The following is a 25,619-nucleotide window of genomic DNA, read 5'->3' as shown; positions in this document are numbered from 1 at the left end:
GTCGCGCCAGGTCGCCGGGTCGGTGATGATCCCACCTCACCCACTGGTGGCTACCCAGCGCCGCCCGATCCGGCGCGGGTAAATATGGCCGGCGGATCGAGATACCCACCCATCCGCCGAGCCGCCGCTCGAGGTCGGCACGCGGATCAACGCCCTCGGGCTCATGCGCCGGCGACCTATCTATTACGTCCTTCGCCTCGTGCTCGTCGGGCTGCTGGTGTCCGGCGGCTGGACCGCCTTCGTCCTGGTCGGCTCGTCCTGGTGGACGCTGGCCGTCGCGGTGCTCCTTGCCGTGGCGTTCGCCCAACTGGCATTGGTCGCGCATGACCTGGCCCATCGCCAGGTCTTCCGCACCAAAGGATCCAGCGCGATCGCCCGTCGCATCGCCGGCAACCTCGGCATCGGCATGAGCTACGGGTGGTGGATGGACAAGCACACCCGGCACCACAACAACCCGAATCACGACGACCTCGACCCGGACGTGGCTCCGGAGGTGCTGATCTGGGCCACCTCGTCGGCCGCCGGCCGTCGCGGGCTGGCCGGCTTCGTCACCCGCCACCAGGCCAGGCTCTTCTTCCCGCTGCTGACACTGCTCAGCATCGATCTCAAGGTGTCGAGCATCAAGGCCCTGCGGGCAGGCGTCGTCAAGCGCCGGGGCCTCGAGACGACGCTGCTGATCGTGCACGCGGCCGGCTATCTCGCGGCGCTGCCCCTGGTGCTGTCCCCGCTGCGGGCGCTGGCCTTTCTGATCGTCCACCAGGCGCTCTTCGGCGTCTATCTGGGCATGACCTTCGCCCCCAACCACAAGGGGATGCCGCATCCGACGGGAGCTGAGGACTACCTCCGCAAACAGGTGCTGACGTCCCGAAACGTACGCCGCGGCTGGTTCGTCGACGTCGCTCTCGGCGGCCTCAACCACCAGATCGAGCACCACCTCTTCCCGGCCATGCCCAGCGCCAACCTCCGCCGAGCCCAACCGGTCGTCCGGCGATACTGCGCAGAGATCGGCATACCGTACGAACAAACCGGTCTGATCATGTCCTACCGCCAGGCACTGCGGCACCTGCACGAGGTCGGGGCGCCGCTGCGGACCGCCCGAAAGCCGCGAAATATCCAACCCCGTCGCGCGGAATAGGAATTCACATCCAAGTTCGCGACCAGAATTCCGACCGCTCATCCGGCTGCTGATCTCAATATCGTGCTACTGTTCAGGCGTTGCAGCTTTGGTCTCCGTGGACGTCGCGGTGCTGACGTATTCGCTCACCACTTCACCATCGGTTCTCCCGTATTCCGTGATCTGGCGGAGAACCGATAGGTCTAGTTCGACTTAACCCCGGGACCGAAGGGCTCGCAGGCGGTAAACGTCCGCCCGCTCTGATCGGTCTCCGCGAGGCGGCCAGCCGGTTCGGCCGGCCGCCTCCAGCGGTCTGCACAAGACCGGCAGCGGCAGGTACCGCCACGTATCAAACAAACATGCCGGAAGACTAATCCCCTCCCGCGACGGAAATACGGACACGCGCCGCAACACCTCGTCCGCGGCAGCATGCGCCTGGCAGGCCCGGCGATCAGTTATCGATACACGCGGCCGACTGCCAGCGGATCCACCCTCATCGGCAACGTACGGAGACGGCCGGCCGCCCTGGGAGATCACGCCGAAGTCACGGATCATCGACCATAGGTAGCCGGCCGCCACCACGCCCGACGGCTCTGCAAGCAGACGCCGGGCCGCACTTTTTTACAGCGGACGAATGTTCGCCGCCTGCAGACCCTTGGCGCCCTGCTCGATGTCGAACTCGACCCGCTGATTTTCCTCGAGGCTACGGAAGCCGGACGATGCGATCGCCGAGAAATGCGCGAAGACGTCGGCACCACCTCCGTCCTGGGCGATGAAGCCGAACCCCTTGTCGCCGTTGAACCATTTGACCGTTCCGGTGGCCATCTTTTCTCCCTTTCGACTGCTGCGGAGACGCACTCGCGTCACCGCGCGTCGCGGCGATGATCACCATAATCCGACGAAACAAAGCCGCCTGAACGGCCGAGACACTCACGAGGCGTGAAAACGTCAGAGGAAACCAGAACTGCAACTCGGTCAACCTAGCACGGAATGTCGCTCCGAACGGGTGCAAGCCCGTGCCACATCGCGGCTGTTCGAAGTGCTGTCTGCCACGTCCGCCAACCGTTGCGCAGTCGTCACAGTCGCCCCTGAGTATTTCGGTGTTGGAGGGTGGCGATGAGGGCGAGGGTGGACTCGGCGCCCTGGTTCAGGTTGGGTCCCCGCAGTGTCAGCCCGTCGTAGCCGCCGCCGGTTTCCCGGTCCCACATGACGCTGTTGACGTCGTTGTCGCCGAGGAACCAGGCGATGCATCGGTGCACTCCCCGCTGCCAGAGGTGATCGCCGGTGATTCTGCCGGCGGTTGCGCAGGCGTCGGCCAGAGTGGCCACCTCGATCGGTTGCTGGTCGTGCCGTAGCCGGGGGCCGCCGCGTTGCCAGCCCGCCGAGGGCAGGACCGACAGGTGGTCGTTGTCGATCTGAATGTCCAGCAACCAGGTGAGCATCCGTAGACCGGCGTCGAGGACCGGCGGCCGATCCAGGAGATCGCCGGCGGCGATGACGGCTTCGGCGAGGGCGGCGTTGGCGTACGTCAGCCGCTCGTGCGGCCACGGCCAGTGCGGGTCCTTGTCTGGCTGCCCGATGGCGCTGACGGCATCGGCCAGGAGATCGGCGGCCGGCTCGTTGTCCGGCTCGGCGCGGAGCAGTTCGGCGGCGCCGAGCGCGGCGAACGCCATCGCCCGCGGCGCGGCGGATCGGCAGGACGCGCCGCGGGCGAACGCCAGGTGGGCCTCCTCGCGGATCCAGGGCGCCGGGTTGCGGGCCGCTGCGGTTCCCAGGCCCCAGAGCGCTCGTCCCCACCAATCTCCGAGTCCGGGTTGGTCGGTCCAGCTTCGATGGAAGCCGAGCCGGTTGTGGAAGGCACCACCGATGTCTTGCGCGTGGGTCAGGAAGGCCAGATAGCGTTCCGCGAGCCGGCGAACCTCCGGCGACGGGTCGGCCTCGCGGCTGGTGACGACCAGGCCGCGGGCGACGTCGTCGGTGCAGTAGCCGTGCTCGCGGCGGGGAATGGCGTTTCGGGCGTGTTCGAAGAGCCCGGCGTCGTCGGTGAGGCGAGCGAGGTGCGTGAAGGTGGGGGCCGGAACGGCTCGGGCGGGAGTCGGCACGGCGATGGTCGCCCCGTGCGCGGTCACGACCGCACCATTGCGGCCGGGAGGGTGCCGGCGGCGGCGAGCGTCTCGGCGAGTGCGTGGTATCGCTGGGCGACGGCGGGCCACCGCAGCGTGGGCGCGGCGGGACTGGCGTGTTCGCGTAGGTCGGCGGCCAGGCCTGGATTGGTGAGGATCCGGCGGATGGCGGTCGCGAGGGCGGCCGGGTTCTTGTGGGGTACGAGGAGGCCGGGTCCGTCGGTGAGCAGCTCCACCGCATGCGGGAACGTGGTCGCGACGACCGGGATCCGGGCGGCTACCGCCTCGACGAGGACGCCGGAGGTGACCTGCTCGGTGGAGTCGTACGGCAGCACCACGACATCGGCGGAGCGGATGAGCGCCCCGAGCGCCGCGTCGTCGAGATAGGCCGGCTCGTAGAACACCCGATGCCCGATGCCGAGAGTCGCGCCGAGTTGGTGCAGGCTCGCCCGGTACGCCTCGCCGTGCAGCTCGACCACCTTGGGATGGGTGCGGCCGGCGACGGTGTAGACCGGCGCGGGCTTGAGTTTCTGCAGCCGGGCGAGGCCACGCAGCGCCCATTCGATGCCCTTGCCGGGTCCGAGCAGACCCCAGGTGAGCAGGTGTGGCTGGGGGCGGGGCGAGGCGGGCACGCCGGCGAAGTCGGAAGCACCGTGCGGGATCACCGTGATCTTCGCGGCGTCTACGGCATAGCCGAGCAGCAGACGGTCGTGCGCGGCTGTGGTGCTGGTGACGACCCCACCGGCAGCGGCGACGATCTGTTCGAGCAGCGACTTCTGTCGAGGGGATGGTCGGGTCAGCACGGTGTGCAGGACGACGATGCTCGGCACGGTGAGCCTCCGCAGCAGGGACAGGACCTCTCCGCCGTCGCGGCCGGGGTAGATGCCGTACTCGTGCTGAATGACGGCGACGTCGAAGGTGTTGAGGACCTCGGCACTGTCGCGCCAGCCGGCCGGCGTCGTGGCCGCCCACGTGTGCACCACACCGGGCAACGGGCGCGGGTCATCGCCGCTCGCGGCGACGACGCGGACGATGCCACCCACGGTGCCTGCCCTGCCAAGATGGGCGGCGAGCGCGGAGTTGAACGTCGCCAGCCCGCATCGGGTGGGCGGGTGAGTGCTGAGGAATCCGTACCTGATGGTCATGTTTGCCTTCCGGTCGTCGGCCGGCCACAGCGCGAAACGCCGGGCAAACCTCACGCGCGGTACGGCGTCGACCCGCCAGCGTGTGTGGCGGGCGAACGGGCCGGCGCCTCGATCGGGCCGGCCGTGCTGAGAAACGGAACGGGCTCAGTCCCCGTGGCCGCCGATGAGCCGCTCGTAGACGGCCAGGTAGTCGGCGACCATCCGGCCCGCGCCGAAGCGCCTGCGGGCGTGCGCCCGGCAACCGGATCGGTCGATCGCCCGGTGCGCGCCGACCCCCGCGACGGCTTGGCCGACGTCGCGTACCAGGTAGCCGGTGACGCCTTCGTCGACGACCTCCGGCATGGAACCGCGCTCGTACGCCACGACCGGCGTGCCGCAGATCATCGATTCCACGACCGACAGGCCGAACGGCTCATCGAAGTCGATCGGATGCAGCAGCGCCGCCGCTCGGCCGAGGATCTCGCCAGCGGCCCCAGCAGGCCGACCCTCACTCGGATGCCGCGTCGGCCAACTCGGCCAGATCGAGGCGGAGCGTGGCCAACAGCCCGCCATGCTGGGCAGAGTCGATACGCTCGGGAAGCTCGCGGTCCACGAAATCGGCTCTGACGTGCTGGCCGCGCTGCCGGAGAACGGCGACGACAACTGCCTTTGAGATGATCATGGCCTGCTCTCTGGGTTCTCCCGCCGGCGGCGGATTCGGCCACCGAGGTCTGGAGCGGCGTCGCCAGTCTACGCATGCCATCGCACCGCATCGCTATCAGTGGCCGTTCAGTCGACGGCGTCGAGCACGTCCAGCCACGTGTGCCAGGGATCAGCCGGGTCGGCCATCGGTGCGCCCACGGCCTCACCGTTGTATCGACGGCGGATCGCCTGGTAGGTCGACTGCGCTCGATCAGTCGCAAGGCCGTGCAGCCAGGTGCGGAACGCGGGCCGGCCGTGGAACTTCCCGATGCCGACGGCCACCGCCCACAGCGTGTCCTGGCACGCTTCCTCCGCGTCCTCCCGGTTCGCCAGGAGCCGCCGGCACCGTTGGAGCGTCTCCGGCCCCACCGCGACCAGCAGCGAGTTCAGCGCGACCCGGTTGCCCGCCGACGCCTCTCGCGCCAGCGTTTCGATGTGGATTCCATCGAGTTCGAGAACCGTGGGATGCGCCATTCACCGAGCATGCGCTCGTTCATCACCGCCAGAGGTCATTCGGTATGCCACTCCGCCGAATACCTGATATCAGGTAAATCCGACATACCCGGCCGAGTTCCGGCACTGACACCCGCCGCCGCACGCTTGACGTCCGATCCGGGCACATAGTCAGGAACGGTGCAGTTCCGGGAGGCTCGCGAGGTCGGTGACGATCGTCCAGCCACGGCCAAGCCGATCGGCGGTCCTCAATTAGGCCGCATCCGCCGGGCCGGCCGTCCGAGCAGGGCTGCCAGTTCCAATTCGGCGTAGCTGGGCCGTGGATCCACGGCCGGCTCCGGAGCCGCCGACGGCATCCGCGAATGCTGCCTCGCGTTCGGGTCCAGGTCGGCGATGCGCCGACGCAGAATCTGCGTGATCCACTCCACGGCGTCGAATCCCGGACCGCTGTGGCAGCCAGCAAGCCACCACACCTCCACGTAGGTGGCCGCGAACACGAGGACCGCCTGGTCCCCATCCGGAAGACGTGACGCGAGCTCGGCACCGATGGCACCGGAGGTGCGATCGAACAACGAAACGAATGCTTCGCGGCTGCCGCGTGAGATCGCCGCCAAGGTTGGCTGATCATGGACGTTCATCGCACGCCCGATCACAGGCATCGCTCCCGGCGCGTGCCCGGAAGCTCTTGCATCCACGGACAGATGTTCGCATTGTGAGCTCCAAGGGCGAGCGTCGAAGGGCTGCCGCCGGGGTCTGGAGCGACCTGCAAATGAAGTCGAGCCGACGGGAACACTACGGTGGGCCACACCGAAACCACAGGGGCTCCCCCGCCCGGGTGACCAACCTGCTCAGCCGGCGGTCCTGAGCCACCCCGGTGTACGCCACCGAGGTCGGGAACGGAGCCACCAGCGCCATGCCGGTCAGGACGACCGCGAACGCCAGCACCGCCATCGCCGGCAATCCCGCCGAAGAAAGGCGGCGACTGGCGCTGGAAGCAGCCCGGCGCCACGAATTTCGGAGACCACCCGCCGCCCGGGGTCCGCCCGGCAGGCGGACCTCCGCGTGCGGCATTGAACAGCTACAATCGTCGGGATTCGGTCATCCTGCCGAAAGCCAAACGGTTTCTCCGCGATGTGTCTTCCGCCTGCGAAGCCCACGAGACCATCCCGGAAGCGGTGATCCGATGACAGGCCCGCCAGGCGGCACGCGTTCCGGCAATCTCACACCGGAGGAGGCCGCGCAGGCACCCCGGCAGGGGCAGGACGCCGGCGCCGTCGATCCGGTGCGGGCCTATCTGCGGCAGATCGGCCGGGTCCCGCTGCTCAGCGCCGAGCAAGAGGTCTCCATCGCCAAGCGCATCGAGGCCGGGGTGTACGCGACCGAGCTGTTGCGCGCCCACCGTCGCGGCGAGCAGATGCTGGCCTCGGAGCTGGAGCGGGAGTTGCGCTACGTCTCCCGTGACGGCGAGCAGGCAAAGACCCACCTGCTCGAGGCCAACCTGCGTCTGGTGGTCAGCATCGCGAAACGCTATGCCGGACGTAGCATGCCGTTCCTCGATCTCATACAGGAAGGCAACATCGGCCTGATTCGCGCTGTTCAGAAGTTCGACTACCTCAAAGGCTTCAAGTTCTCCACCTACGCCACCTGGTGGATCCGGCAAGCCATCACCCGAGCGACGGCCGACCAGGCACGGGTCGTACGGCTGCCCGTTCACATGGTCGAACTCATCAACCACCTGACCCGGGTCGAACGCGAGTTGCTCCGCACGTCCGGCCGGGACCCGACAGTCGCCGAACTGGCCGAAGCGCTGGCCGTCAGCCCCACGAAAGTAGTGGAGATCCGCCTGCACGCGCGCGAAGCGATCTCCCTGGACCAGCCGATCGGCGACGAAGGCGATACCGCGCAACTCGGCGACTTCATCAAGGACGACAACGCCGACACAGCGCTCGATGTCGTCAGCCAGTCCCTCTTGCGCGACGAGATCGACGCGCTCCTGGCCACCCTCACCGACCGTGAAGCCGGCGTCATGCGCCTGCGATTCGGATTGCACGACGGCAACCCGAAAACGCTCGACGAAATCGGAAAGGTCTACGGCGTCACCCGGGAACGGATCCGGCAGATCGAGGCGCGAACAATGTCCAAAATGCGACATCCGGCCCGATCTCAGCTGCTCCGCGACTTCCTGGACTGATTTCGCCGGACAACTCGACCGACCGAGGCCAACCTCCGCCTGGCCGGATGCCGCCGGTCAGGACCACACGGCGGGACCGGCCGCCGGCGGTAGCACCAACTCGCGCCAGTCGGCATCAGAGCCACGCCACGCATCGGCGATGATCACGGCGGCGCTGCCGCTCGAGCACTCCTGAACCCGGTAGGCTCCCGCCCTCCCGCCGATCTGGACCAGGACATCCCACTGAACTCCGTCGCTACGGATGTAGACGTCGCGACGCAAGCGTGCCGTACTTCTGCCGTTCCACCAGTGCCGCTGAACCATCACCGGGCCAACCGTACCCGCCCGGGCGGCCGCGCCGGTTGCCCTGCGAGCTCGCTGGCCGATCCCATGACGAGGCACGCCAGCCCGGCAGGAGTTCAGAACGGTGCGGGTCCGCGGCCAACCAGCGACACGAGAACCTGGGTCGCGAGAAGACGACGGACATTCGTCACGGCCACGGGCCCAGCCTCCTCGGAAGGCAACTCCAATTCCAGTCCGTCGGTGGCGTTGCGAAGATCGTCGCCGCCCCGGTCCGGGCGGAAGGAGCCGCTCCAGCCCTGAGGACCGCCACGTTCGTCGCTACGCAGCGAAGCCACACCGACCACCCGCGCCCCGTCGCTGAGAACCAGTGTTGCCGGGCCCGAGTAGGTCGTCATAGTCCTGAACCGTAGCCGCAGTTCGGCGACAATACCCACACTGTGTACGGTGGGAACACCGGTTCGAGGGCGAAAAGGGGCCCCGCCAAGACCGCCGTGAAATGGGCGTCAGAACTGGCCCTGGCGGCGTACGTGATCCATCAGCGCGGTGCGATAACTTCCGGCGAAGCCCGCCAGCTCATCAACTTCCCGCGCCAGGGCGGCACACCGGCGCTCAAGATCCGCCTCCGCGTCGTCGTCACGGCGACGGGAACTCTCCACGATGCCCTGCGCCGTCGACCGCGCCCCCTCGGCGATCCGCTCCGACCGCTCACGCGCGTCCAGCAGCAGTGCGTCAGCCTCCAGGCAGGCATCGCGCACCTGTCGATCCGCAGTGCGCCGCGCCATGTCCAGGACGCCATCGGCGTCCGCCCCGGGCTTGCCGACCACCGCCGCGGTGGCCGCACGGCGCACGCGATCTAGCTGATTCCGCAGCTTCCGTGCGTTCTCTTCGGCCCGGTCACTGGCGAGGCGCGCCCGGTACAGCACGTCATTGGCGGCGCTCAGCTGCATGACGGCGGGGTCGGGTGGAGTCCTGTCCGCGACGGCGGAACCCGCACGACGTGCTTGCCCACGCAGCACCTCGTTCTCCTCCAGCAACTCGATCATCTCGAGCGTCACAGCGTCCAGAAGCGCGTCGACCTGTTCCCCGTCGTAGCCACGCCGGCCGAGCGCGGCCTTCTTGAAGGTCATGTTGTGGATATCGGCCGGTGTCAGCCGCATGCGAACTCCTCGTCGGGCGGCCGACGCCAGCGCCGGGAGAGATGAGAATCAAATTCACACTGTACGCTCGCGACCCGCTCGCCAGTGACGCTCGACGACGGGCGCACGGCATAGATATGAGCCTGTCCGCTAACACGACCGAACCGATCCCCCGTCCGGGCTGGGTTGGCGCACACCGGCGGCCGTACGAGGTATATCGTCACGGCCACCGAGGAAGGCCTTCTCTTCGCCAGCTGCTCCAGCCCTCGACTGCGCCCTCTTCCGGCAAGGGGCTTGGGAGCGGCCGTGCATGCCCCGTGAGGATCACCTGCCGCGGACGAACCTGTCGCTGCGCCCACGCGTACGGTGGGGTTGACCCAATGGCGCCGTCTCGGCGCCCGGCCTCGTCCCTCGCCCTCGTCAATGGGCCCGGCCCCGCGCGCATTGGCCCGACGACGGCAACGACCCATGGCAACAGCGACACCCTGGTCCGAGTCCCCCGCCACCATCAACGGCCACCCGGATGCGGTTCCGGGTACCGCGCGCCCGATCAACCATCGCATCGCCAACGAGGATTACTACCAGGCCGTCGTCGCGGCCGGTCTGGCGCCGTCGGCTCCCGATTCGCAGGCGTAGCGTTGGATTTCGTCGTCGCGCCGTTCATCGCCATGCTCGCGGCTATTCCGATCGCGTGGGTTGGGGCTGTCCGGCCTTGACGCCACGATGATGGTGGTCGGCTACCTGATCGCCGGCGTCACAGTCGGGTTCCATCGCTACCGCACCCACGGCTCGTTCAAGGCCCGGCGGTCGCTGCGGATCTCGCCGGGCACCGCCCTGATGCCTTTCCGGATGCGCCGGCAACAACGGCTGAGCGAGGTGCCACAACGCATCCGGGCAGTACTTCTGCACGTCGTCCACACCCGGTCAACGAATGACCTTGAACTTCAACAACCCCAGACGACACACGGTCTTAAGCGCAGTCAAAGGCTCGCGGTGATCCTGTGACCTGCACCGCCGGGTAGCCGGTGCGGGCAGACAGGAGGAATGCGATGGACTCAGTCAGCTGGCGCGGCCGGGCCGCCCGGCCGGCCCGGGCGCGGGTGGCGGCGGTCATGGTGGTCGCCATGCTCGCCGCGGCCGCGGTCGTGACCGGGCCGGGCCGGGCGGCGTACGCCATCATCACCCGCGCCGACACCTGGGCGAGCGGACTGGTCGCCGGGGTGGAGGTGGCCTCCAACCTGAACACCACGCTGGTCGCCGCCGTCAACGCGGCCGACGGCAGGGTGGTCGTCCGGAACGTGGACACGGGGGTGACCAACCCCATCGGCCGCCCTGCGGACAGTTCAGCGGTACGCCGGCTCGCGGTCTCCGCGGCCGAGGTGTACGCGCTGCTCGCCAACGGAGCGGTGTACCACTTCGACAGCGCCACCCGGGTCTGGCAACACCTGCGCGACGGCATGGTGGACCTGCTTGCCAGCCGGGACGGCACCGTGTCCCTCGACCCCAACACGCTGGGCCAGCTGCACCCGTTCCTTTACGGGGTGGACCGTGACGGTGGCGTCTGGCGGCAGGTCGGGCAGAGCTGGACTCTGATCGGCAGTGGCGCGGGCGTGGGCTCGCTGGCCGAGCGCGGCTGGTTCGGGCGCACCAGCCTGTACGAATTGAACTCCGCGCGCACGCTCGTGCAGGAGTGGGGCGGCGCGCCCGGTTCCTGGGTGCCCATTGGCGGGATGGCCAAGTCCATCACGGCCAACCAGAACTTCGTCCTGGTGACCAGCAACAGCGGCCAGCCGATGACGTACCTGGACGCCCCGTTCAAGTGGGCGTCGTGGGCGGTACCCGCCGGAGCCACCGTGCCGTTCGCCGCGGGCGGGCGGGCCATTCTCGGCGAGCGCAGCATGTACTACCGCACGGCGACGGGCGAACTGTTCGGCATACGCGGGCCCTCGGGGTTGCCCGGCATCGTCGTGGTGACGCCGTGGTGGCACCTGGCCGCATCTACTGTGGACAGTGTGGCGCCGCACCAACCGGTGCGGGGCGACGCGGACGCGACCGTCCTGCGGCACGAGGGCGTCGCCGTGGAGACCACCTGGGGCTCGATCGACCTGGCCGCCGTGTCGTTCGCGGCGCCCGACGCGGTGCAGGGCGAGGACTACCACGCGGCCGTCGCCGTCGTGACCGACTGGACCGGCTGGTTCGGCGCGACCGTGCTGTCCGGCACGCTGCCGCCCGGAATCACCGCCGGCGCGGATCACACCGGGCACCTGCTGCTGTCCGGTCGGGCCACGGCGGCGGGCAGCTTCGCCGCGACGCTGCGGCTGTGGGACGACGTGGGGGCGGTACGTGACCTGCCCATCACGGTCGTGGTGCAGCCGCCCGGTGGCGTGGTGATCACGAGCGACGACACGGTGAACCCGACCAGCGGCATCGAGCTGGGCAACTGCCTGCGCAGCCGGGTACCGATGCACGTGCTCGTCCGGAACGCCACCCGGGACGAGAGCTGGTCCGAGATCGCAGGCTCGCCGGTACCCGTACAACTCGACGCGGCCGGCGTCTGCCGGGCGGGTGCCGGCAGCGGCGTGCGGTGGCCGACTGTGCCGGCCGATCTGATCGAGGTGGTGGCGCTGGACACGGCCGCGCCGCAGTGCGCGGGACGCGTCGATCCGTCGGTGCTCGGCTGCGTGGCCATGCGCCGCTGGATCACCGGGTCCCCGGGCTTGCCGACGGACTTCCGTGTGGTCACCGGCTGAACCGCCGGGCCGGCGGTGTGCGCCGGCTCGGCACCGTGCGGGCATGGACGAGGCGACGGGGTATGCCGCGCGACGCACGCCGCGCATCCCGACCGGAGCCCGGCGCTGTGCGTGCCGAAAACTCCATCCAACCTCCTGAGCAGGGAGTTCCCGCCGCGACTGCCCGGTACGGGCATCGCGTGTGTGAACCCGTTCAAGGTCACTGAGCGAGGTTCTTGAGCATGTTCAAGAGCTGGGCATCAGGACTTGAACGCGTTCATCTTCCCGACTTACCCACGAGGGAGAGGCTGACCGAAGCCCAGGTCAGGGGCTTGGATGAGTTTTCGGCACCTACAGGAAGATTTATCTGATTCAGCGGAAAAGCCGAAAGAGTCTTTGGAGAATTTCTCATCGGGGCTGGGCCACCGCCAAGGACGGGCGCGGAACCACGACTCATGAACGGGCCGGTTCGAGACCTGTATCAGGGAGGAGCCACTCATGGGCCTTCGTATCAACCAGAACATCGCCGCGCAGAACGCCTACCGGAACCTCTCGGTCACCGACAACAATCTATCCAAGTCCCTGGAGAAGCTGTCCAGCGGTTTCCGGATCAACCGGGCCGCCGACGACGCGGCGGGCCTGTCGATCTCGGAGGGCCTGCGCTCGCAGACCAGCGGCCTCAAGGTCGCCGTCCGCAACACCCAGAACGGCATCAGCGTCGTCCAAACCGCTGAAGGCGCCCTCAACGAGTCCACCGCGATCCTGCAGCGCATGCGCGACCTCGCCGTCCAGACCGCCAACGCCGGCTCGATGGACGCCGACGCCAGGGACGCCGCGAACAAGGAGTTCCAGCAGCTCAACCAGGAGCTCGACCGGATCGGCAAGACCTCCTCATTCGGCAGGTCGAAGCTGCTCGACGGCTCCTTCGGCGCCACCGCGACAACCGCAACCGGCAGGGCCCTCGCCGCCGGCACCCATGCCGGGACCATTGCCGCCGCAATCGCGCTCGTCGGCGGTGGAACCTTTAAGCTCACGCGGATCGGCGGCGCCCCCACCGCCCCCGCCGCCGGCATCGACGTCACCCTCCCGGCCAAGGCGGTCTCGGCCACCTCCAGCGGCCAGGACATCGCCAGTGCGGTCAACACCGCGATCTCGACCGCACTCAAGGGCGTGGGTTACCAGCTGAGCACCCCGATCGCCATCAATATCGCAAGCGGCAGCTTTTCGAGCGCTGTCACCGGCCAGGATGTCACCGATGTCATCAACCTCGCGATCAAGACCGAACTCCAGGCCAACGGCTACCAGGGCGACGAAATCCAGATGACGGCCAGCACCGCGGCCAACGGCGACACCACCTTCACCACGTCCGGCGCCAGCGCCTTCACGATGACCGACGGTACCGCTGAGCACCCCGATCGCCATCAATATCGCAAGCGGCAGCTTTTCGAGCGCTGTCACCGGCCAGGATGTCACCGATGTCATCAACCTCGCGATCAAGACCAAACTCCAGGCCAACGGCTACCAGGGCGACGAAATCCAGATGACGGCCAGCACCGCGGCCAACGGCGACACCACCTTCACCATGTCCGGCACCGGCGCCTTCACCGCCACTCAGCCCACGGCTACCGGCATACTCGGTGACCTCAGGTTGACAACCACCACGACGCTCACTGGTGTCACGACCGTCGTCGGTGTCACTGACATCGTCGGTGGCGCTACTGTCGTCGGTGACACTCCCGTCACGAACGGTAACAGTGGCCGATTCCAGGTCGGTGCCAACGCGAACGATCGGATCGGCATCGCCATCGGCGCGGTCAATTCCCATACGCTCGGCACCGCCGCTCTCAACCTGACCACGCCTGCCGGACCGGACGCCGCGATCGCCGCGATCGGCAGGGCCATCGGCTACGTCTCCGACACCCGCGCGAACCTCGGCGCCTTCCAGAACCGGTTCGAGCACACCGTCAACAACCTCAACGTCGCGATCGAGAATCTCTCGGCCTCGGAGTCCCGTATCCGCGACACCGACATAGCCCAAGAAATGGTCAGCGTCACCCGCAACCAAATCCTGATCCAGGCCGGCACCTCCATGCTGTCCCAGGCCAACCAGACCGCACAGGGCGTCCTCTCCCTGCTCCGCGGATAAAGTTCGGCGATCTCCTCGACCATACGGGCTGTGGCGACTTCTTCGAGGGCGGCTTCGACGTAGCGGGCGGTGGTGCCAGCGTTGTTCGGCGTTTTCGGCATGTCCTGCGTAGGCGAGAGCGACACCGTAGTCGAAGACGCGTTCCACCCAGGTAAGCGTGGTGTGGCGCAGCCAGTGCGCGGAGACCTGCTGCTTGGCCACCCAGGGCAGAATCTTGCCGAGCCGTTCCCACAGGTAGTCATAGCGGCGCCGGGTGATTGGTTTTCCGTTCGCGTACCGCAGCAACTGCCCGTCGCCGGGGACGCGACGTTGCAGACAATGCCGCTGCAGGCACTGCTGGGACGCCGGCCGAATTGGTACGGCCACCCGGGTGGTGTTGGTGGGCGATCTGACGTTCCCGTGAGCCGGCGGTGTTGCGAAGCTCAGGAGCTCCGTTCGCGGTCGTCCAAAAGGCGACAGGGCGGCCCCAGCCTGCCGGATGCGTCGGCGTCGGTCGCCGGCCGGTGTGAGGTCCGCCCTGTGCTGCTGCGCGGGGGGTTACGGGCTGGTGCAGGTCACCGCCGGCATAGATGGTGTGCCGTTGGCGAGGAACCCGAACCGAAGTGTCATCTCGGTCCTCCCGGTGGATGCAGGTCGGGAGGACTTCGCACCCGGCGCCGGACTGCGCCGTCAGGCCGGCTCGGCCACGATGAGGCCGGAGGGCGGCGGCAGCTCCCGCAGGCCGGCGAACCGCCAACCCGCCGCGCCGAGCCAGTCGGCGACCTCGTCCACCTGGTAGAGGTCGCCGCCGCTGATCATCAGGAACTCGCCGGCGCCGAACCGGGCCGACGGGTGCGGCGCCACGTCGGTGCGCCACCAGTCGACCAGCAGCAGGCGGCCGCCGGGGGCGATCGCCGCGCGCGCCCGGCGGAACAGTTCGGCGATCTGCTCCGGCGGAAACAGGTGCACCACGTTGGCGACCAGCACGGCGTCGTGCCCGCCGGGCAGCGGCTCGGCGAAGATGTCCTGGCCGACGGCGGTGAGGCGGCCGGCGAGCGGCCCGTCCGCCGCCTCCGCGGCGACCGCCGACGCCACCTCCGGCAGGTCGACCAGGGTCGCGCTGAGATCGGGGTACGCGGTGAGGATCGGCTTGACGAACGTGCCGTAGCCGCCACCCACGTCGAGCAGCCGCCGGTGCGGGCCGAAGTCGTAGCCGCGGGCCAGGTCGGCGGCGGTCTCGGCGGTGACCAGCGCGACGGCCGACTCGTACGCCTCGGTCTGCGTCTTGTCGAGCTGCGACCGCACGCCGCGCCGGGTGCGGTACGCCTCGGTGGCGTGCCGCCAGGTCGGGTAGCTCACCAGATCCCAGTAGCGGGCCAGCGGCCGCAGGTCGAACGGGCCCCGCCCGGCGAGGAACGCCTCGGCGTCGGGCGCGTTGCGGAATCGGCCGCCGTCGCGCACCAGCAGGCCCGCGTCGGCCAGCAGGTCGGCCATCGCGCGGGCGCTGCGCTCGGGAACGGAGCACCGCTCGGCCAGCTCGGCCGGAGTGCGCCCGTCGGGCCCGGCGGCCGCGAACAGTCCCACCTCGATGGCCGCGAACAGCGTCTTCGAGACCATGAAGCCGGCAGCCAGCTCGATGATGCGGGCGGGCGCCGGCGGGCCGGCCGCGGCGCCGTCGGTCTGCTCGGTCGGCGTGAACATGCGCTGCGGCTCGTCGGACATGGCGTGGTCCCCCTGTCACCCGTCGTTGAGCCCCATCCTAGGCCGGTCCTCTGTGGTCGCGTCACCCAGCGAGTCGGCCCGGAAGCGCACGGCGACCGCGCGGGCCTGGTCGTCGAAGAGGACCAGGCGGGCCGGCACGCGGCCGGGGCACCCATCGACCTGGTCACGGTGTCATCCCCGGTCGCGTCGTCACTCTCACCGCTGCCCAGCCTCAGCCCGTGCTGGACGAGCTGACCATCCGGACTCCCCCGTGACAGCAGTGCCTCGCCCGCGTCCGCCGGTGGCGCCCCGAGGTGGACGACACCGGCGGGGACAACTATTGGTCCTGGCAGGCAGGCGTGCCGGTGGGCGCGGCGCCGGTGCCTTGGAAACCGAACTCGGTGCTGCCGCCGGCCGGGATCTGTCCGTTGTAGCTGACGTTGCGGAAGGTGACGGGCCCGGTCGTGCCCGACTCGGTCGCGTTCCAGGTGCTGGTGACGGCGCTGCCCGACGGCAACGTCATCCCGACCGTCCAGCCGTTGACCGCGTCAGCCCCGGCGGACACCTTCACTGTGGCGACGTAGCCCCCGTTCCAGGAATTGACCGACAGGCTCGCACTGCAGGCGCCCGTGGGCGTCGTGGTCGGTGGGGTGGTGGACGAGCCCGAGCCGGGGGTGATGGTGATGCGGTACGCGTTATTGGTGGCCATGGCGATCGGGACGGTGATCGTGCCGTTGGCCGGGGTGTAGGTGGTGGTCGCGACGGTGTCCGGCCCGGCGGAGGCGACCGTACGGCCCTGTGACACGGTCTGTTCGATCTTCACGTTCACGGTCGTGCCGAGGTTCAGCGAGTTGAGGCCGTTGACGGTGACCGCGCAGGCGCCGTTGCAGTTGCCGACGATGACGCTCACCTGGTTGTTCGCCGTGGGTACGGCGGCGAAGCCGTCGATGCCGGTCTGTGCCGGTGGTGTGGTGGTGACCATGTTGCCGCTCATCGCGGCGTACCACGTGTACATCCAGTAGGCGGCGTTCGGGCTGCCGCCGCGGCCGGTGAGCAGGTCGCCGAGTGCTCCGGACTGGTTCCAGAAGGCGAGTTCGGCGTCGCGGATGCCGAGTCGTTCGAACTTCGCGACGTAGCCGACCAGCGGGCCGGGCAGGCCGACCTCGGACGGCGCTGCGTATTCCTCGATCGCGACGGGTCGCCGACTGATACCCAGCGAGTCCTCGATGCCCTGCACGGCGGCGACGTCACCGGCGATCTTCGACGAGCTCGACAACTCGTGCCAGGCCAGCACGTCGGGCACCGTGTTGGTGGCGACCGCGTTCTGCAGGAAGTTCCGCATGTCGCTGATGTTGTCGGAGAAGCTGGGGCCCTGGATCGGCTTGTTCGGGTCGATCGAGCGAACCTGGCGGAACGTGGTGGTCCAGAAGCTTTCGTACGTGCCGTTGGCGGTCTTCCAGGTGTTGTCCGACTCGTTCCACAACTCGTACGCGGAAATGCTGTTGTAGTAGGAGGCTGACTTCATCGCGTTGATCTGCGACGTGATGAACGGCGTCCAGGTGCTCCAGCTGAACTGATAGGGCCAGCCGGCGTAGTAGTCGGAGAGCCGGTTGACCAGCTTCGCTCCCACACCGACCGCGGTCGGTGCCACGACCGAGATGTCACCGGTGGGCTGCTGTTTGCCACCCTGCGGCATCTGCACGAAGGTGTTCGGCTTGATCGCCTGAGCGAGCGCAACCGACGGCTGGGTGGCGTTCGCCAGCCCGTAGAGGCTGCCCGTCGCCACATGCGTCACCGGACGCAGGACCTGGCCGGCGTTGACCGTCAGGGTCGTCGAAGCGGCGGCCGCCGACGCCGGGTCGAGCGCGAAGCCGGTGGCGACCAGCCCCGCCGCGAGGGCCGCGGCGGAGGCCGAGAGAACGGCCCGGCGTGTGCTCGTACGCCGGGACCGTTTGGCGGTTTTTTCCATGGTGGCTCGTCCTTGACCTCTCGTGTCTCGCCGGGCGTGGCAGGCGTGCAAGGCAGAAACAAGGTTGCCTATATGCGGGAGTGATCCTGCTCAGAGCGGGTCGACTACTAAGGAAATCGTTTTCCGGACTGTAGCCATGGGATTTCCGGGCTGTCAAGTGACAGTCATCGATGTGATCAGCCGGCAGCGACGATCTTCCACCGCTGGTTGGCGCTCGTGGAGTCGCTGTACTGGCCGATGCTCGCGCCGTTCGTGGTCCGCCCCATGCCGTCGAGGTAGAGGCCGGTGGACCGGTTCCGCAGCCGTACGTTGTTCGCGTCGGTGGTCACCGTCCACTGCTGAGTGGCGGAGGTTCCGCCGGTGTACTGACCGGCGGCGCTCCCGCTGGTGGTCCGGCCCATGCCGTCGAAGTACAGGCCGCTGCCCAGATTCCTGATCCGGACGTAGGTGCCCGAGTTCTCGATCACCCACTGCTGGCTGGAACCGGCGGCGGCGGACGACTGGCCGAGGTCGGAACCGGCCGCGGTGCGGCCCAGGCCGTCGGCGTACCGGCCGGTGGCGGCGTTGACGATGCGGACGGTCGTGCTCCCTCCGGTGCCGATTCCCCAGGCGTACTGCAGCCGGTTCAAGCCGGACGGATTGGTCAGGGCCAGGGTCAGGTTCGAGCCGCTCCCGCTACGCCGGGTCAGGCTGTACCAGTCGCCGTCGCGCAGGCCGGGCCAGTAGACGCTGCCGACGCCCAGCTCGCGCAGCTTGCTGCTGACCCCGCGGACGTAGTCGGCGAAGAACGACCCGCTCGGGATGCTGTAGTCGATGGTGTCGTACGAGACCCCGTTCTTGCTGCCGGGGCTCATCGGGCCGCCCCACTCCGTGGCCACGGTGCGGGAGGCGTACCCGCCGATCGAGCCGGCGATGTGGTTGGCCCACGAGGTCTCGTCCTCGAACCCGGCGAAGAACGAATAGTCGTGGACGGCGAGCAGGGTGTTGTTCAGCCGGCTGTCCTGGCCGACGGCGGGGACGTTCTGGGCGAGCCCGGCGCCGTCGAGGATGACCCGGCCGCGAGGTACGTTCGAGTGCCGGGTGAGCCAAGCGTTGTAGAGGTTGTTCAAGTCGCCGGTGGAGTATCCGTACGGCTCGTTGATGACCTCGAAGTAGGCGTTGCTGTTGCCGGCGTACTTGGCGACGACGGTGTCCCACATCTGGTCGTAGGCGGCGGTGTTGCCGGGCCGGCCGTTGGCGTAGGCCCAGTACGCCAGGATCACCTTGCCCTTGGTGAGCGCCTGGTCGATCGCGCCGGTGTAGGTGCTCCAGTAGCCGGCGACCGTCGGTTCGTTGATCGGCATGCGGACGGTGTTGGCGCCGGTGATCGAGTACAACTGCCCGACCACCCGATCGGCGACCGTGGCTGCCGAGGCATAGGTGTCGGTCGAGCTGAGGCCCGATACGTACAGCACCCCGTTGACGAAGTTGTCCCGCTGGTCGGCCCAGTTCACGCCGCGGAATTCGCGGGTGTCGGCGTGCGCCGGCTCCTCAACGATGACGGTCGCGGCCACGGCGAGCGCCGCGGCGAGCAATACCCGGCCCCAGCGGCCGGCTCTTGACATCTGCATTTCCGGTTTCCCTTCGATCACATCCGGTACACCCCGGGCGTCGATCCTTCGGCGGCCCGCCCGGTCGGCGGTCGAGGTGGTGATTCAGCCGGCGCAGGTGAGTGCCGGGACGGACGGGGTACCGGCGGCCAGGAACCCGAACGTGATCGAGCCACCGGCCGGGACGGAACCGCTGTACGAGGCGTTGCGGACGGTCACTGCCGAGCCGCTCGTGGTCAGCGTGCCGTTCCACACCTGGGTGATGGTCTGGCCGCTGCCGAGCGTCCAGCCCACGGTCCACCCGTTGAGCGCCGCGCCGCCCGCGGTGACCGTGACCTCACCCTGGAATCCGCCCGGCCATGAGCCGACCGTCCGGTAACTGGCCGTGCACCCGGCGGCCGGATTGGACGGGCTCACGGACGGTGACGGCGACGGCGTACCGGGCGGCAGGTAGGGGCACTTGCTGCGGTACAGCGAGATGCCGCTCGGGTCGGCGAGCGACGGGCACAGGAACTGGGTGTACCGGGTGTCGTTGTCCAGGAAGATCTTCAGCCACGGGATCAGGACCTTCATCTCCGTGTTGTTCGCCCGGGTGAAGAACAGGTGGTCGGCGCCGGCGATCTGCACGAAGTCGCTGGGCGTGGTCGCCGGCATGCCGGCGTACAGGTTGTCCAGGTAGGCCGGGGTCACGGTCGGGTCGGTCTGCCCGCCGACAACCATCATCGGCACCTTGTCGGTGGCCAGGCTCAGGCTGCCCGGCGTGCCGGGCGCGAGCCCGACGCCGGCCTTCAGCGAGGGACGTTGCTCGGCGGCCAGGATCGTTCCGGCCCCACCCGCCGAGTGGCCCATCACCGCCAACCGGGTGGCATCGATCCGGTCCCGGACGGCGCTGCGCTGCGTCAGGTAGTCCAACGCGGCCAGCAGCTCGGTGGCACGGGCGTCGGCGCCGTCCGTACGGGTGATGGTCTCGACGCCGATGACCACGAACCCGAACGAGGCCAGCCACGGCCCCATCCACGCTTCCTCGTTGGCGAACAGAGCCGAGTAGCCGGGCACGATCGCCACCGCGCCCCAGGTGCCTTGGCTGGTGTCGGTCGGGTAGTAGAGGTATCCCCCGCCGAAGCCGTTGCCGGCCGGCACTGTCAGCTGCGCGGTGGCGAACGGGCCGCGGGTGGCCGCCACACTCGCCACGGTCGGGTCGGGACCGCGCTGGTAGGGGTTGTCCGCGGCGTACGCGGACCGAGGCGCCAGGATCGCGGTGATGGTCACTGCGACGGCCAGCACGGTGATCGCGAGGCACGCGACGAGTCGGCCGGGAGAATATCGGGGCATGGGAACTCCAGAGAATCGGGGAAGTCCGTCCGCCGGGGATCAGCGAAGCGTGCAGGTGACGGCCGGAGCGGTGTTGGCGCTGCCGGGCTGGGAGGCGAGGAAGCCGTAGGTGGTCGAACTGCCCGGGGCGAGCGCGCCGTTGTAGCTGACGTTGGACGCGGTCACGGTGGCGCCGTTCTGGGTCAGGTCGGTGCTCCAGAACTGGCTCACCTGCTGACCGTCGGCGTACGTGAAGCCGGTCCGCCAACCGGTGGACGCGGCCTCCGCGTTGTTGGTCACGGTGACCTCGCCCTGGAATCCCCCGGACCACGACGAGGTGATCTTGTAGGTGGCCGAGCACCCACCGGCCGGCGTCGATGGGCTCGGTGACGGGCTGGACGACGGGCTCGTCGACGGGGAGGGGGTCGGCGTCGGATCGACCGGCGGTGTCCCGTTGTAGACCTGCAGGTTGTCGAACTGGGCGGTCTCGCCCTGGCTGGTGCCGAATCCGACCTGCCCGGACCCGAAGGTGGAGTCGCTGACGCTGCCCACCGTGGTCCCGTCGATCACGGCGGTGATGCTGCTGCCGTTGAAGGTCAGCTTCAGGTTGTGCCAGCGGCCGGTGCCGAGGGTCGCGGTGGTGCCGCTACGCAGCGTGGTGAGCTGCCCGCTGGTGTTGTTGCGCAGGATGGACCAGGCGCCGGTGTCCTGGGCGCGCAGGAAATAGCCGTTGAACCGGTTGATCGGGTCCAGGTTGGTGGTGCCGACCCGACCCTCGAGCTGCGCGTAGCCGGCGTTCTCCAGCATGACGTCGGCGGACAGGGTGTAGTTGTTCCAGGCGAGGTTCCCGCCGTACGTGTTGGGCTCGGACAGGGTCTTCCAGGTGATCGGCGCCTGCGGTGAGGCCTGCCGCAGACACATCCCGGAACGGCCGCCGCCGCACGCGGTCGTCTCGAATGCGCCCTGCATGTCCTGCAGGTAGCGGGGGAACCGGCCGGCGGCGTACGACTCGAAGTTGTCGGTGTAGGGCAGCCCCAGCGAGCCCTGGCCGGGGCTGGTGGCGGTGCCCTTGCCCTGCCCGGTCGTGGTGGTGATGGTGTACACGTAGCCGGGCTGGACGGTCAGCGAGAAGGCGCCCCCGGACGGGGTGATGTCGGCGCTGTGCACGAAGTGGTCGGCGGTGTTGCTGGAGTTGAGGTTCGTCCGCCACACGTGGACCGGCCCGGTCGACAGACCCCCGCCGACGGTGAAGTCCATCTGCTGGGCGCCGGTGGCGTCCATGGTCTCGATGATCGTGCTGTAGTCGGTGTTGTTCGCCGACTTCAGCGACACGTAGCTGCCGTTGTTGCGGTTGCCGCCGATGAAGCCGCTGGACCGGTCCAGGTACTTCCAGCCGGGCGCGGTGAACTGGGTGGTGTGCGCCAGGGTCCAGGTGTCCTTGCCGACCGCGTACCAGCCGGACCACGGCTGGTTGGCCAGGATCAGCCCGACCGTCGCCCACGGCAGGTTCGGGGTGATCGACGCGATGAGGTCCCAGTTGAGATAGGCGGTCAGCCGGCCGTCGAGATAGCCACGGTTGATCCCGCGGGCCAGTGGCCCGGCGCCGTCGTTGTAGTCCTGCGAACCGCCCTCGCTGTTCCACAGCGTCTCGCCGGAGTTGGTGGCGTTGGCCGGCACCGTGCAGGTGCTCTGCGCGCTGAGGTAACCGCAGACGTAGTGCGCCGACAGGACGTCGATCGCCGACTTGAGCGCGCTGTTGTTCACGACCGTGTTGGCCGGGCTCCAGTCGCCGGGCCAGGAATCACCGTAGATGATCTTCACGGCGCCGTAGCCGTTGCTGTTCAACGCGTTGCGCAGGCTGATCGTCCAGTTGGGGTCGTACTTCTTCTCGTTCTGCCCGGCGGTCAGATAGTCGATGGTGAGGTTGTGCTGCTTGGCGCAGCCCAGCCAGGACAGCAGATAGTTGATCATGTCGGTGGACAGGATGTTGCCGTTGCCGATCCAGCCGGGCGCGCCCCAGGGCAGCCCGACCAGCTTGATGCCGGGGTTACGGGCCTTGGCCTGCTCCATGATCCACCACTCGTAGCCGCGGTCGCAGTTGAGATCGCCGCGAAAGTGCGCGTGGCTGGGCTCGGCGCCGCTCGTCGAGTTGGTGTCGCCGCCGATCTCCACCTTCAGGATCTGCAGCGCCGCACCGTAGTTCGGCTTGAACAGGTAATCGAGGATCTGGCTGCGCTGCGCCTCCGGATAGTCGTACAGCAGCCGGCTGTTGCCGCCACCGCCGCTGACCGCTCCGACGCCGTCGAAGGTGCGGCCGCCCGACGAACCGTCGATGGGGATCGACACGGCGGCCACGGCCGGGCTGCTCAGCGCCGTCACCCCGACGGTCGCGAGAAGCAGGCCGGCCAGGGCCGCGCCGAGGGTACGGCGCGGCCGTCGCGGAAACCTCATGAAACGTCCTTCCGGGTCGTGGACCGCGGGCGTCAGCCGCAGGTGGTTCCGTTGAGGCTGAAGGTGGTGGGGCTGGTGTCGTTGCCGGCCCAGGTGCCCTGGAAGCCGAACTGCACGTTGCCGCCCGGCGCGATCGCGGCGTTGTAGCTCACGTTGGTGGCGGTCGCCGCGCTTCCGGACTGGGTCACGACCGCGTTCCAGGCGTTGGTGACCTTCTGGTCGCCGGGGAAGCTCCACGCCACGGTCCAGCCGTTGACGGCGGCCGTGCCGGTGTTGGTGACGGTCACGTTCGCGGTGAACCCGCCGGACCACTCGTTGCGCTCGTACGCAACGCGGCAGGCGCCGCCGGTGCTGCCGCCGGCGCTGACCGTCCAGGTGAACGACGCCGAGCCGGAGAGGCCGGCCGAGTCGGTCGCCGAGACGGTGACGCCCGACGTGCCCGCAATCGCCGGTGTGCCGGTGATCAGTCCGGTCGAGGCGTTGATCGACAGACCGGCCGGCAGGCCGGACGCGGCGTACGTCAGCGTCTGCCCGGACGCCGAGGCGGTCGCCCGGATCTGCAGGCCGGCGATCGCGGTCCCGGCCGTGCTCGTCTGGTTGCCCGGGTTGGTGACCGACACGGCAGCGCTCTGCACGCCGCTCTGGCTGATCACCTGTTGCGCGGCGGACGGCCAGTTCGTGCCGGAGATCTGCACGTTGCCACTGAGGGTGTTGTTGTGCGGGGCCCCGGTGGCGACGTTGGTGACCCCGCCGTTGTACCAGTTGTTCCGGAACGCGTTGTCGTCGGTGTGGTTGTTGCCGTTGGCGTTGGTGAACGCCCAGACCCCGGAGTCCTGCACCACGTTGTCGGTGAGGGTGACGTAGCGGGAACCCTCGTCCAGGTAGAGCCCGACAGTGTGCTGGTTGTCGTAGATGTAGTTGGCGGTGAAGGTCGCGCCCGGGTTCGCCGACAGGTTGTAGAGGCTGCCGCCGTCGTGGAACAGCTTCTTGGTGCCGTGGATCCGGTTGTAGTTGACCGCGGTGTTCTTCAGCGTCGTGGCCGTGGTGTAGATCGGCTGGTAGTTGTAGGTGCCGCGGTTGGCGTAGTCCTGGCTGCCGCCCGGGTCGTTCATGCCCCAGCCCCAGCCGACGTCGATGCCGTCGTACGGCAGGTCGGCGACCTCGTTGTGCTCGATCACGGCGTGGGTGACGTAGGTGGACAGGATGCCGGCCATGTCCTTGTAGTCCTTGGCCACGCCCGAGACGAGGTTGTTGGTGACGGTGATGTTCTGGTTGGTCATCGCCGGGTTGCCGGGGTGGTGCGCGTCCGGCTGCACGCCGCCGATCACGATCCCGGCCCCGGCATCGTCGGTGAAGCTGTTGCCGGTCACGGTGACCGCGGACGCGCCCAGGCCGACGCCGGACGCGTGGGCGTTGGCGTCGTTGCCGATGCCGAGCGCGACCTGACCCAGATGGGCGAACGTGTTCCCGCTGAAGGTGATGTTCGAGGCCGCCGAGACCTGCACTGCGGCCGGCGCCTGGTGCCAGCTGCTACGAGTCGCCTCGAACAACTGGCAGCCGGACTGGCAGGACGACAGGAAGTTCGAAGGCTGCTGGTACGTCTGGGCGAGGAACGCGCCGGACTGCTGGTCGGCGTACCCGATGGTGGAGCCCGGCGTCAGCCAGGTGGTGTGCGAGAACGCGACGCCCTGGAACGTGATGTCGTGCGCGGGCGCGGCGTAGCTGCCGGAGATCTGGAGAAGCGAGGTCAGCCGGGGCAGCTCGATGTCGTGGGCGGCCGGGTTCCATCCGGCCGGCGCCCGGTAGTAGAGCTGGCCGGCGGCCGGATCGAGGTACCACTGCCCCGCCCTGGTCAGGAACGAGTACGAGTTCTCCAGTTGCAGGCCACCGCCGGCGAACGGGCTGGCCAGGGTGTCGTACCCCCAGTTGTTGTTGTTCCAGGCCGGCTGCTGCATGGTGATGGTCGTGCCGGAGATCGACTGGACCGGCGCGTAGCGGTCGGTGAACGAGTTCTGGCTTTCCAGCTCGATCCGGTTCTGGGCGGGCAGGCCGGCCAGGTAGTTGAGCGCCGAGTTGGCGATCGTCATGCCGGTCGTGGTGAACCGGACGTCGCTGCGGTTGATGCCGATCGCGGCGCGCGGCGCCAGCGTGCCGTCGACGAAGAGCTGGCGGGAGTCGGCCCCGGCCGGCACCGCGGCGGCATAGATGTTGCTTGCCGAGTCGTGCAGGGTCCATCCGGTGACCTGCTGGCCGCCGGAGAGCACCGGCGCGCTCCCGGGTGCCGCCTGCCAGATCACCCGGTAACCGTTGGCGCCGGAGTCCGCGGAGCCCAGCGCCAGCGGAGCGGCCAGCCGGTAGACGCCGCCGGCAAGCTGCACGACGATATCGCCGGTCATCGCGCCGGTGAGGGCGCGCACCGCGGTGCGCGCCTGGGTCAGCGAGCACGGCGCCGCCGCGGAGCAGTCGGTGCCGCTCCCGGCCGGCGACGCGTACACGGTGGTCATCGTGGCGGCGTGCGACACGGCCGGAGCGGCGGCGACGCACCCGAGGGCGGCGACGACGGTGATCGCCGCCCTCGTGGTCCGGCCGGGTCCGCGGCCGGTTCGGGATCGAGGCATG

General features: G+C 68.8%; 23 protein-coding genes and 1 pseudogene. 7 read left to right on the top strand and 17 right to left on the bottom strand.

Annotated features, from left to right (window positions below; translation table 11 throughout):
• Nucleotides 1-82: 82 nt before the first annotated feature.
• Entirely contained in the window at nt 83-1,135 is a 1,053-nt protein-coding gene (locus IH26_RS0104085; RefSeq protein ID WP_051807445.1) for a fatty acid desaturase family protein, read from the top strand.
• Between the two features lie 600 nt (nt 1,136-1,735).
• Here the strand turns inward: IH26_RS0104085 and IH26_RS0104080 are convergent.
• From IH26_RS0104080 to IH26_RS61140, 8 genes are all read right to left on the bottom strand, one after another.
• The gene (locus IH26_RS0104080; RefSeq protein WP_030434738.1) at nt 1,736-1,939 is read right to left on the bottom strand and encodes a cold-shock protein; all 204 of its coding nucleotides are present in this window, start codon (nt 1,937-1,939) and stop codon (nt 1,736-1,738) included.
• A 251-nt stretch (nt 1,940-2,190) separates the two neighbouring features.
• Nucleotides 2,191-3,243 carry a glycosyl transferase gene (locus IH26_RS0104075; RefSeq protein WP_051807444.1) on the bottom strand — a complete coding sequence of 351 codons (1,053 nt, stop codon included), beginning with the start codon at nt 3,241-3,243 and terminating at the stop codon, nt 2,191-2,193.
• The gene (locus IH26_RS0104070) at nt 3,240-4,382 is read right to left on the bottom strand and encodes a glycosyltransferase (RefSeq protein WP_030434736.1); all 1,143 of its coding nucleotides are present in this window, start codon (nt 4,380-4,382) and stop codon (nt 3,240-3,242) included. The genes IH26_RS0104075 and IH26_RS0104070 overlap by 4 nt, the downstream gene beginning before the upstream one ends.
• Before the next feature lie 144 nt (nt 4,383-4,526).
• Nucleotides 4,527-4,934 carry a glycosyltransferase gene (locus tag IH26_RS55450; RefSeq protein WP_342668245.1) on the bottom strand — a complete coding sequence of 136 codons (408 nt, stop codon included), beginning with the start codon at nt 4,932-4,934 and terminating at the stop codon, nt 4,527-4,529.
• Nucleotides 4,870-5,043 carry a hypothetical protein gene (locus IH26_RS61145; RefSeq protein WP_169789713.1) on the bottom strand — a complete coding sequence of 58 codons (174 nt, stop codon included), beginning with the start codon at nt 5,041-5,043 and terminating at the stop codon, nt 4,870-4,872. Before IH26_RS61145 ends, IH26_RS55450 begins: the two co-directional genes overlap by 65 nt.
• A gap of 107 nt (nt 5,044-5,150) precedes the next feature.
• Nucleotides 5,151-5,537, bottom strand: coding sequence for an RNA polymerase sigma factor (locus IH26_RS53105; RefSeq protein WP_084598602.1), 387 nt, complete (start codon nt 5,535-5,537; stop codon nt 5,151-5,153).
• Nucleotides 5,538-5,764: 227 nt separating this feature from the next.
• Nucleotides 5,765-6,169, bottom strand: coding sequence for an RNA polymerase sigma factor (locus IH26_RS0104050; RefSeq protein ID WP_157437029.1), 405 nt, complete (start codon nt 6,167-6,169; stop codon nt 5,765-5,767).
• 139 nt (nt 6,170-6,308) lie between these two features.
• Entirely contained in the window at nt 6,309-6,467 is a 159-nt protein-coding gene (locus IH26_RS61140) for a hypothetical protein (protein WP_169789703.1), read from the bottom strand.
• A 277-nt stretch (nt 6,468-6,744) separates the two neighbouring features.
• Between IH26_RS61140 and IH26_RS53100 the strand changes: the two are divergent.
• A pseudogene (locus IH26_RS53100) lies at nt 6,745-7,707 on the top strand (RNA polymerase sigma factor); the annotation flags it as partial.
• Nucleotides 7,708-8,105: 398 nt separating this feature from the next.
• Here the strand turns inward: IH26_RS53100 and IH26_RS57550 are convergent.
• Together IH26_RS57550 and IH26_RS0104035 are read right to left on the bottom strand one after the other, a co-directional pair.
• Entirely contained in the window at nt 8,106-8,384 is a 279-nt protein-coding gene (locus tag IH26_RS57550) for a hypothetical protein (RefSeq protein ID WP_084598601.1), read from the bottom strand.
• 108 nt (nt 8,385-8,492) lie between these two features.
• Nucleotides 8,493-9,146 (bottom strand): DivIVA domain-containing protein, encoded by a 654-nt coding sequence (locus IH26_RS0104035; RefSeq protein ID WP_034213453.1) that lies wholly within the window; start codon nt 9,144-9,146, stop codon nt 8,493-8,495.
• 447 nt (nt 9,147-9,593) lie between these two features.
• Here IH26_RS0104035 and IH26_RS59480 point away from each other — a divergent pair, with 447 nt between their 5' ends.
• From IH26_RS59480 to IH26_RS55445, 5 genes are all read left to right on the top strand, one after another.
• The gene (locus IH26_RS59480; protein WP_157437028.1) at nt 9,594-9,761 is read left to right on the top strand and encodes a hypothetical protein; all 168 of its coding nucleotides are present in this window, start codon (nt 9,594-9,596) and stop codon (nt 9,759-9,761) included.
• 60 nt (nt 9,762-9,821) lie between these two features.
• Nucleotides 9,822-10,130, top strand: coding sequence for a hypothetical protein (locus IH26_RS0104025; protein WP_030434729.1), 309 nt, complete (start codon nt 9,822-9,824; stop codon nt 10,128-10,130).
• 44 nt (nt 10,131-10,174) lie between these two features.
• The gene (locus IH26_RS0104020) at nt 10,175-11,875 is read left to right on the top strand and encodes a hypothetical protein (protein WP_030434728.1); all 1,701 of its coding nucleotides are present in this window, start codon (nt 10,175-10,177) and stop codon (nt 11,873-11,875) included.
• Between the two features lie 477 nt (nt 11,876-12,352).
• On the top strand, nt 12,353-13,495 hold the full coding sequence (locus tag IH26_RS0104015; protein WP_051807441.1) for a flagellin N-terminal helical domain-containing protein: 1,143 nt from the start codon (nt 12,353-12,355) through the stop codon (nt 13,493-13,495).
• The gene (locus tag IH26_RS55445; RefSeq protein WP_051807439.1) at nt 13,395-14,000 is read left to right on the top strand and encodes a flagellin; all 606 of its coding nucleotides are present in this window, start codon (nt 13,395-13,397) and stop codon (nt 13,998-14,000) included. Before IH26_RS0104015 ends, IH26_RS55445 begins: the two co-directional genes overlap by 101 nt.
• A gap of 669 nt (nt 14,001-14,669) precedes the next feature.
• Here the strand turns inward: IH26_RS55445 and IH26_RS0104005 are convergent.
• The 7 genes from IH26_RS0104005 to IH26_RS53090 form a co-directional block, all read right to left on the bottom strand.
• Nucleotides 14,670-15,701 (bottom strand): methyltransferase, encoded by a 1,032-nt coding sequence (locus tag IH26_RS0104005; RefSeq protein WP_051807436.1) that lies wholly within the window; start codon nt 15,699-15,701, stop codon nt 14,670-14,672.
• A gap of 15 nt (nt 15,702-15,716) precedes the next feature.
• Nucleotides 15,717-15,839 (bottom strand): hypothetical protein, encoded by a 123-nt coding sequence (locus IH26_RS63790; protein ID WP_281179682.1) that lies wholly within the window; start codon nt 15,837-15,839, stop codon nt 15,717-15,719.
• A 178-nt stretch (nt 15,840-16,017) separates the two neighbouring features.
• Nucleotides 16,018-17,649 (bottom strand): cellulose binding domain-containing protein, encoded by a 1,632-nt coding sequence (locus tag IH26_RS0103995; protein ID WP_084598600.1) that lies wholly within the window; start codon nt 17,647-17,649, stop codon nt 16,018-16,020.
• A gap of 176 nt (nt 17,650-17,825) precedes the next feature.
• Nucleotides 17,826-19,259, bottom strand: a complete 1,434-nt coding sequence (locus IH26_RS0103990; protein WP_034213450.1) for an RICIN domain-containing protein — start codon at nt 19,257-19,259, stop codon at nt 17,826-17,828.
• An 84-nt stretch (nt 19,260-19,343) separates the two neighbouring features.
• Nucleotides 19,344-20,570: a poly(ethylene terephthalate) hydrolase family protein gene (locus tag IH26_RS0103985; RefSeq protein WP_030434722.1), complete on the bottom strand. Its 1,227-nt coding sequence runs from the start codon at nt 20,568-20,570 to the stop codon at nt 19,344-19,346.
• Nucleotides 20,571-20,609: 39 nt separating this feature from the next.
• Complete coding sequence (locus IH26_RS0103980; RefSeq protein ID WP_084598599.1) at nt 20,610-23,000, bottom strand: cellulose binding domain-containing protein; 2,391 nt, start codon at nt 22,998-23,000, stop codon at nt 20,610-20,612.
• Between the two features lie 32 nt (nt 23,001-23,032).
• Nucleotides 23,033-25,618 carry a cellulose binding domain-containing protein gene (locus IH26_RS53090; RefSeq protein WP_051807434.1) on the bottom strand — a complete coding sequence of 862 codons (2,586 nt, stop codon included), beginning with the start codon at nt 25,616-25,618 and terminating at the stop codon, nt 23,033-23,035.
• Nucleotide 25,619: the final 1 nt, after the last annotated feature.

Origin of the sequence: Actinoplanes subtropicus, assembly GCF_000721705.1 — a bacterium.
GTDB classification, from domain to species: domain Bacteria; phylum Actinomycetota; class Actinomycetes; order Mycobacteriales; family Micromonosporaceae; genus Actinoplanes; species Actinoplanes subtropicus.
The sequence above is the reverse complement of the archived record's forward strand: the minus strand, read 5'-3'. Positions and strand labels throughout refer to the sequence as shown.

Coding starts and splice junctions, on each gene's coding strand:
- IH26_RS0104035 (WP_034213453.1), bottom strand. CDS start 9,146: ATGCGGCTGACACCGGCCGATATCCACAACATGACCTTCAAGAAGGCC.
- IH26_RS61140 (WP_169789703.1), bottom strand. CDS start 6,467: ATGGCGGTGCTGGCGTTCGCGGTCGTCCTGACCGGCATGGCGCTGGTG.
- IH26_RS61145 (WP_169789713.1), bottom strand. CDS start 5,043: ATGATCATCTCAAAGGCAGTTGTCGTCGCCGTTCTCCGGCAGCGCGGC.
- IH26_RS0104080 (WP_030434738.1), bottom strand. CDS start 1,939: ATGGCCACCGGAACGGTCAAATGGTTCAACGGCGACAAGGGGTTCGGC.
- IH26_RS0104005 (WP_051807436.1), bottom strand. CDS start 15,701: ATGTCCGACGAGCCGCAGCGCATGTTCACGCCGACCGAGCAGACCGAC.
- IH26_RS0103985 (WP_030434722.1), bottom strand. CDS start 20,570: ATGCCCCGATATTCTCCCGGCCGACTCGTCGCGTGCCTCGCGATCACC.
- IH26_RS0104070 (WP_030434736.1), bottom strand. CDS start 4,382: ATGACCATCAGGTACGGATTCCTCAGCACTCACCCGCCCACCCGATGC.
- IH26_RS0103995 (WP_084598600.1), bottom strand. CDS start 17,649: ATGGAAAAAACCGCCAAACGGTCCCGGCGTACGAGCACACGCCGGGCC.
- IH26_RS0103980 (WP_084598599.1), bottom strand. CDS start 23,000: ATGAGGTTTCCGCGACGGCCGCGCCGTACCCTCGGCGCGGCCCTGGCC.
- IH26_RS55450 (WP_342668245.1), bottom strand. CDS start 4,934: ATGGCGGGCTGTTGGCCACGCTCCGCCTCGATCTGGCCGAGTTGGCCG.
- IH26_RS0104015 (WP_051807441.1), top strand. CDS start 12,353: ATGGGCCTTCGTATCAACCAGAACATCGCCGCGCAGAACGCCTACCGG.
- IH26_RS53090 (WP_051807434.1), bottom strand. CDS start 25,618: ATGCCTCGATCCCGAACCGGCCGCGGACCCGGCCGGACCACGAGGGCG.
- IH26_RS59480 (WP_157437028.1), top strand. CDS start 9,594: ATGGCAACAGCGACACCCTGGTCCGAGTCCCCCGCCACCATCAACGGC.
- IH26_RS0103990 (WP_034213450.1), bottom strand. CDS start 19,259: ATGCAGATGTCAAGAGCCGGCCGCTGGGGCCGGGTATTGCTCGCCGCG.
- IH26_RS53105 (WP_084598602.1), bottom strand. CDS start 5,537: ATGGCGCATCCCACGGTTCTCGAACTCGATGGAATCCACATCGAAACG.
- IH26_RS0104020 (WP_030434728.1), top strand. CDS start 10,175: ATGGACTCAGTCAGCTGGCGCGGCCGGGCCGCCCGGCCGGCCCGGGCG.
- IH26_RS55445 (WP_051807439.1), top strand. CDS start 13,395: ATGACGGCCAGCACCGCGGCCAACGGCGACACCACCTTCACCATGTCC.
- IH26_RS57550 (WP_084598601.1), bottom strand. CDS start 8,384: ATGACGACCTACTCGGGCCCGGCAACACTGGTTCTCAGCGACGGGGCG.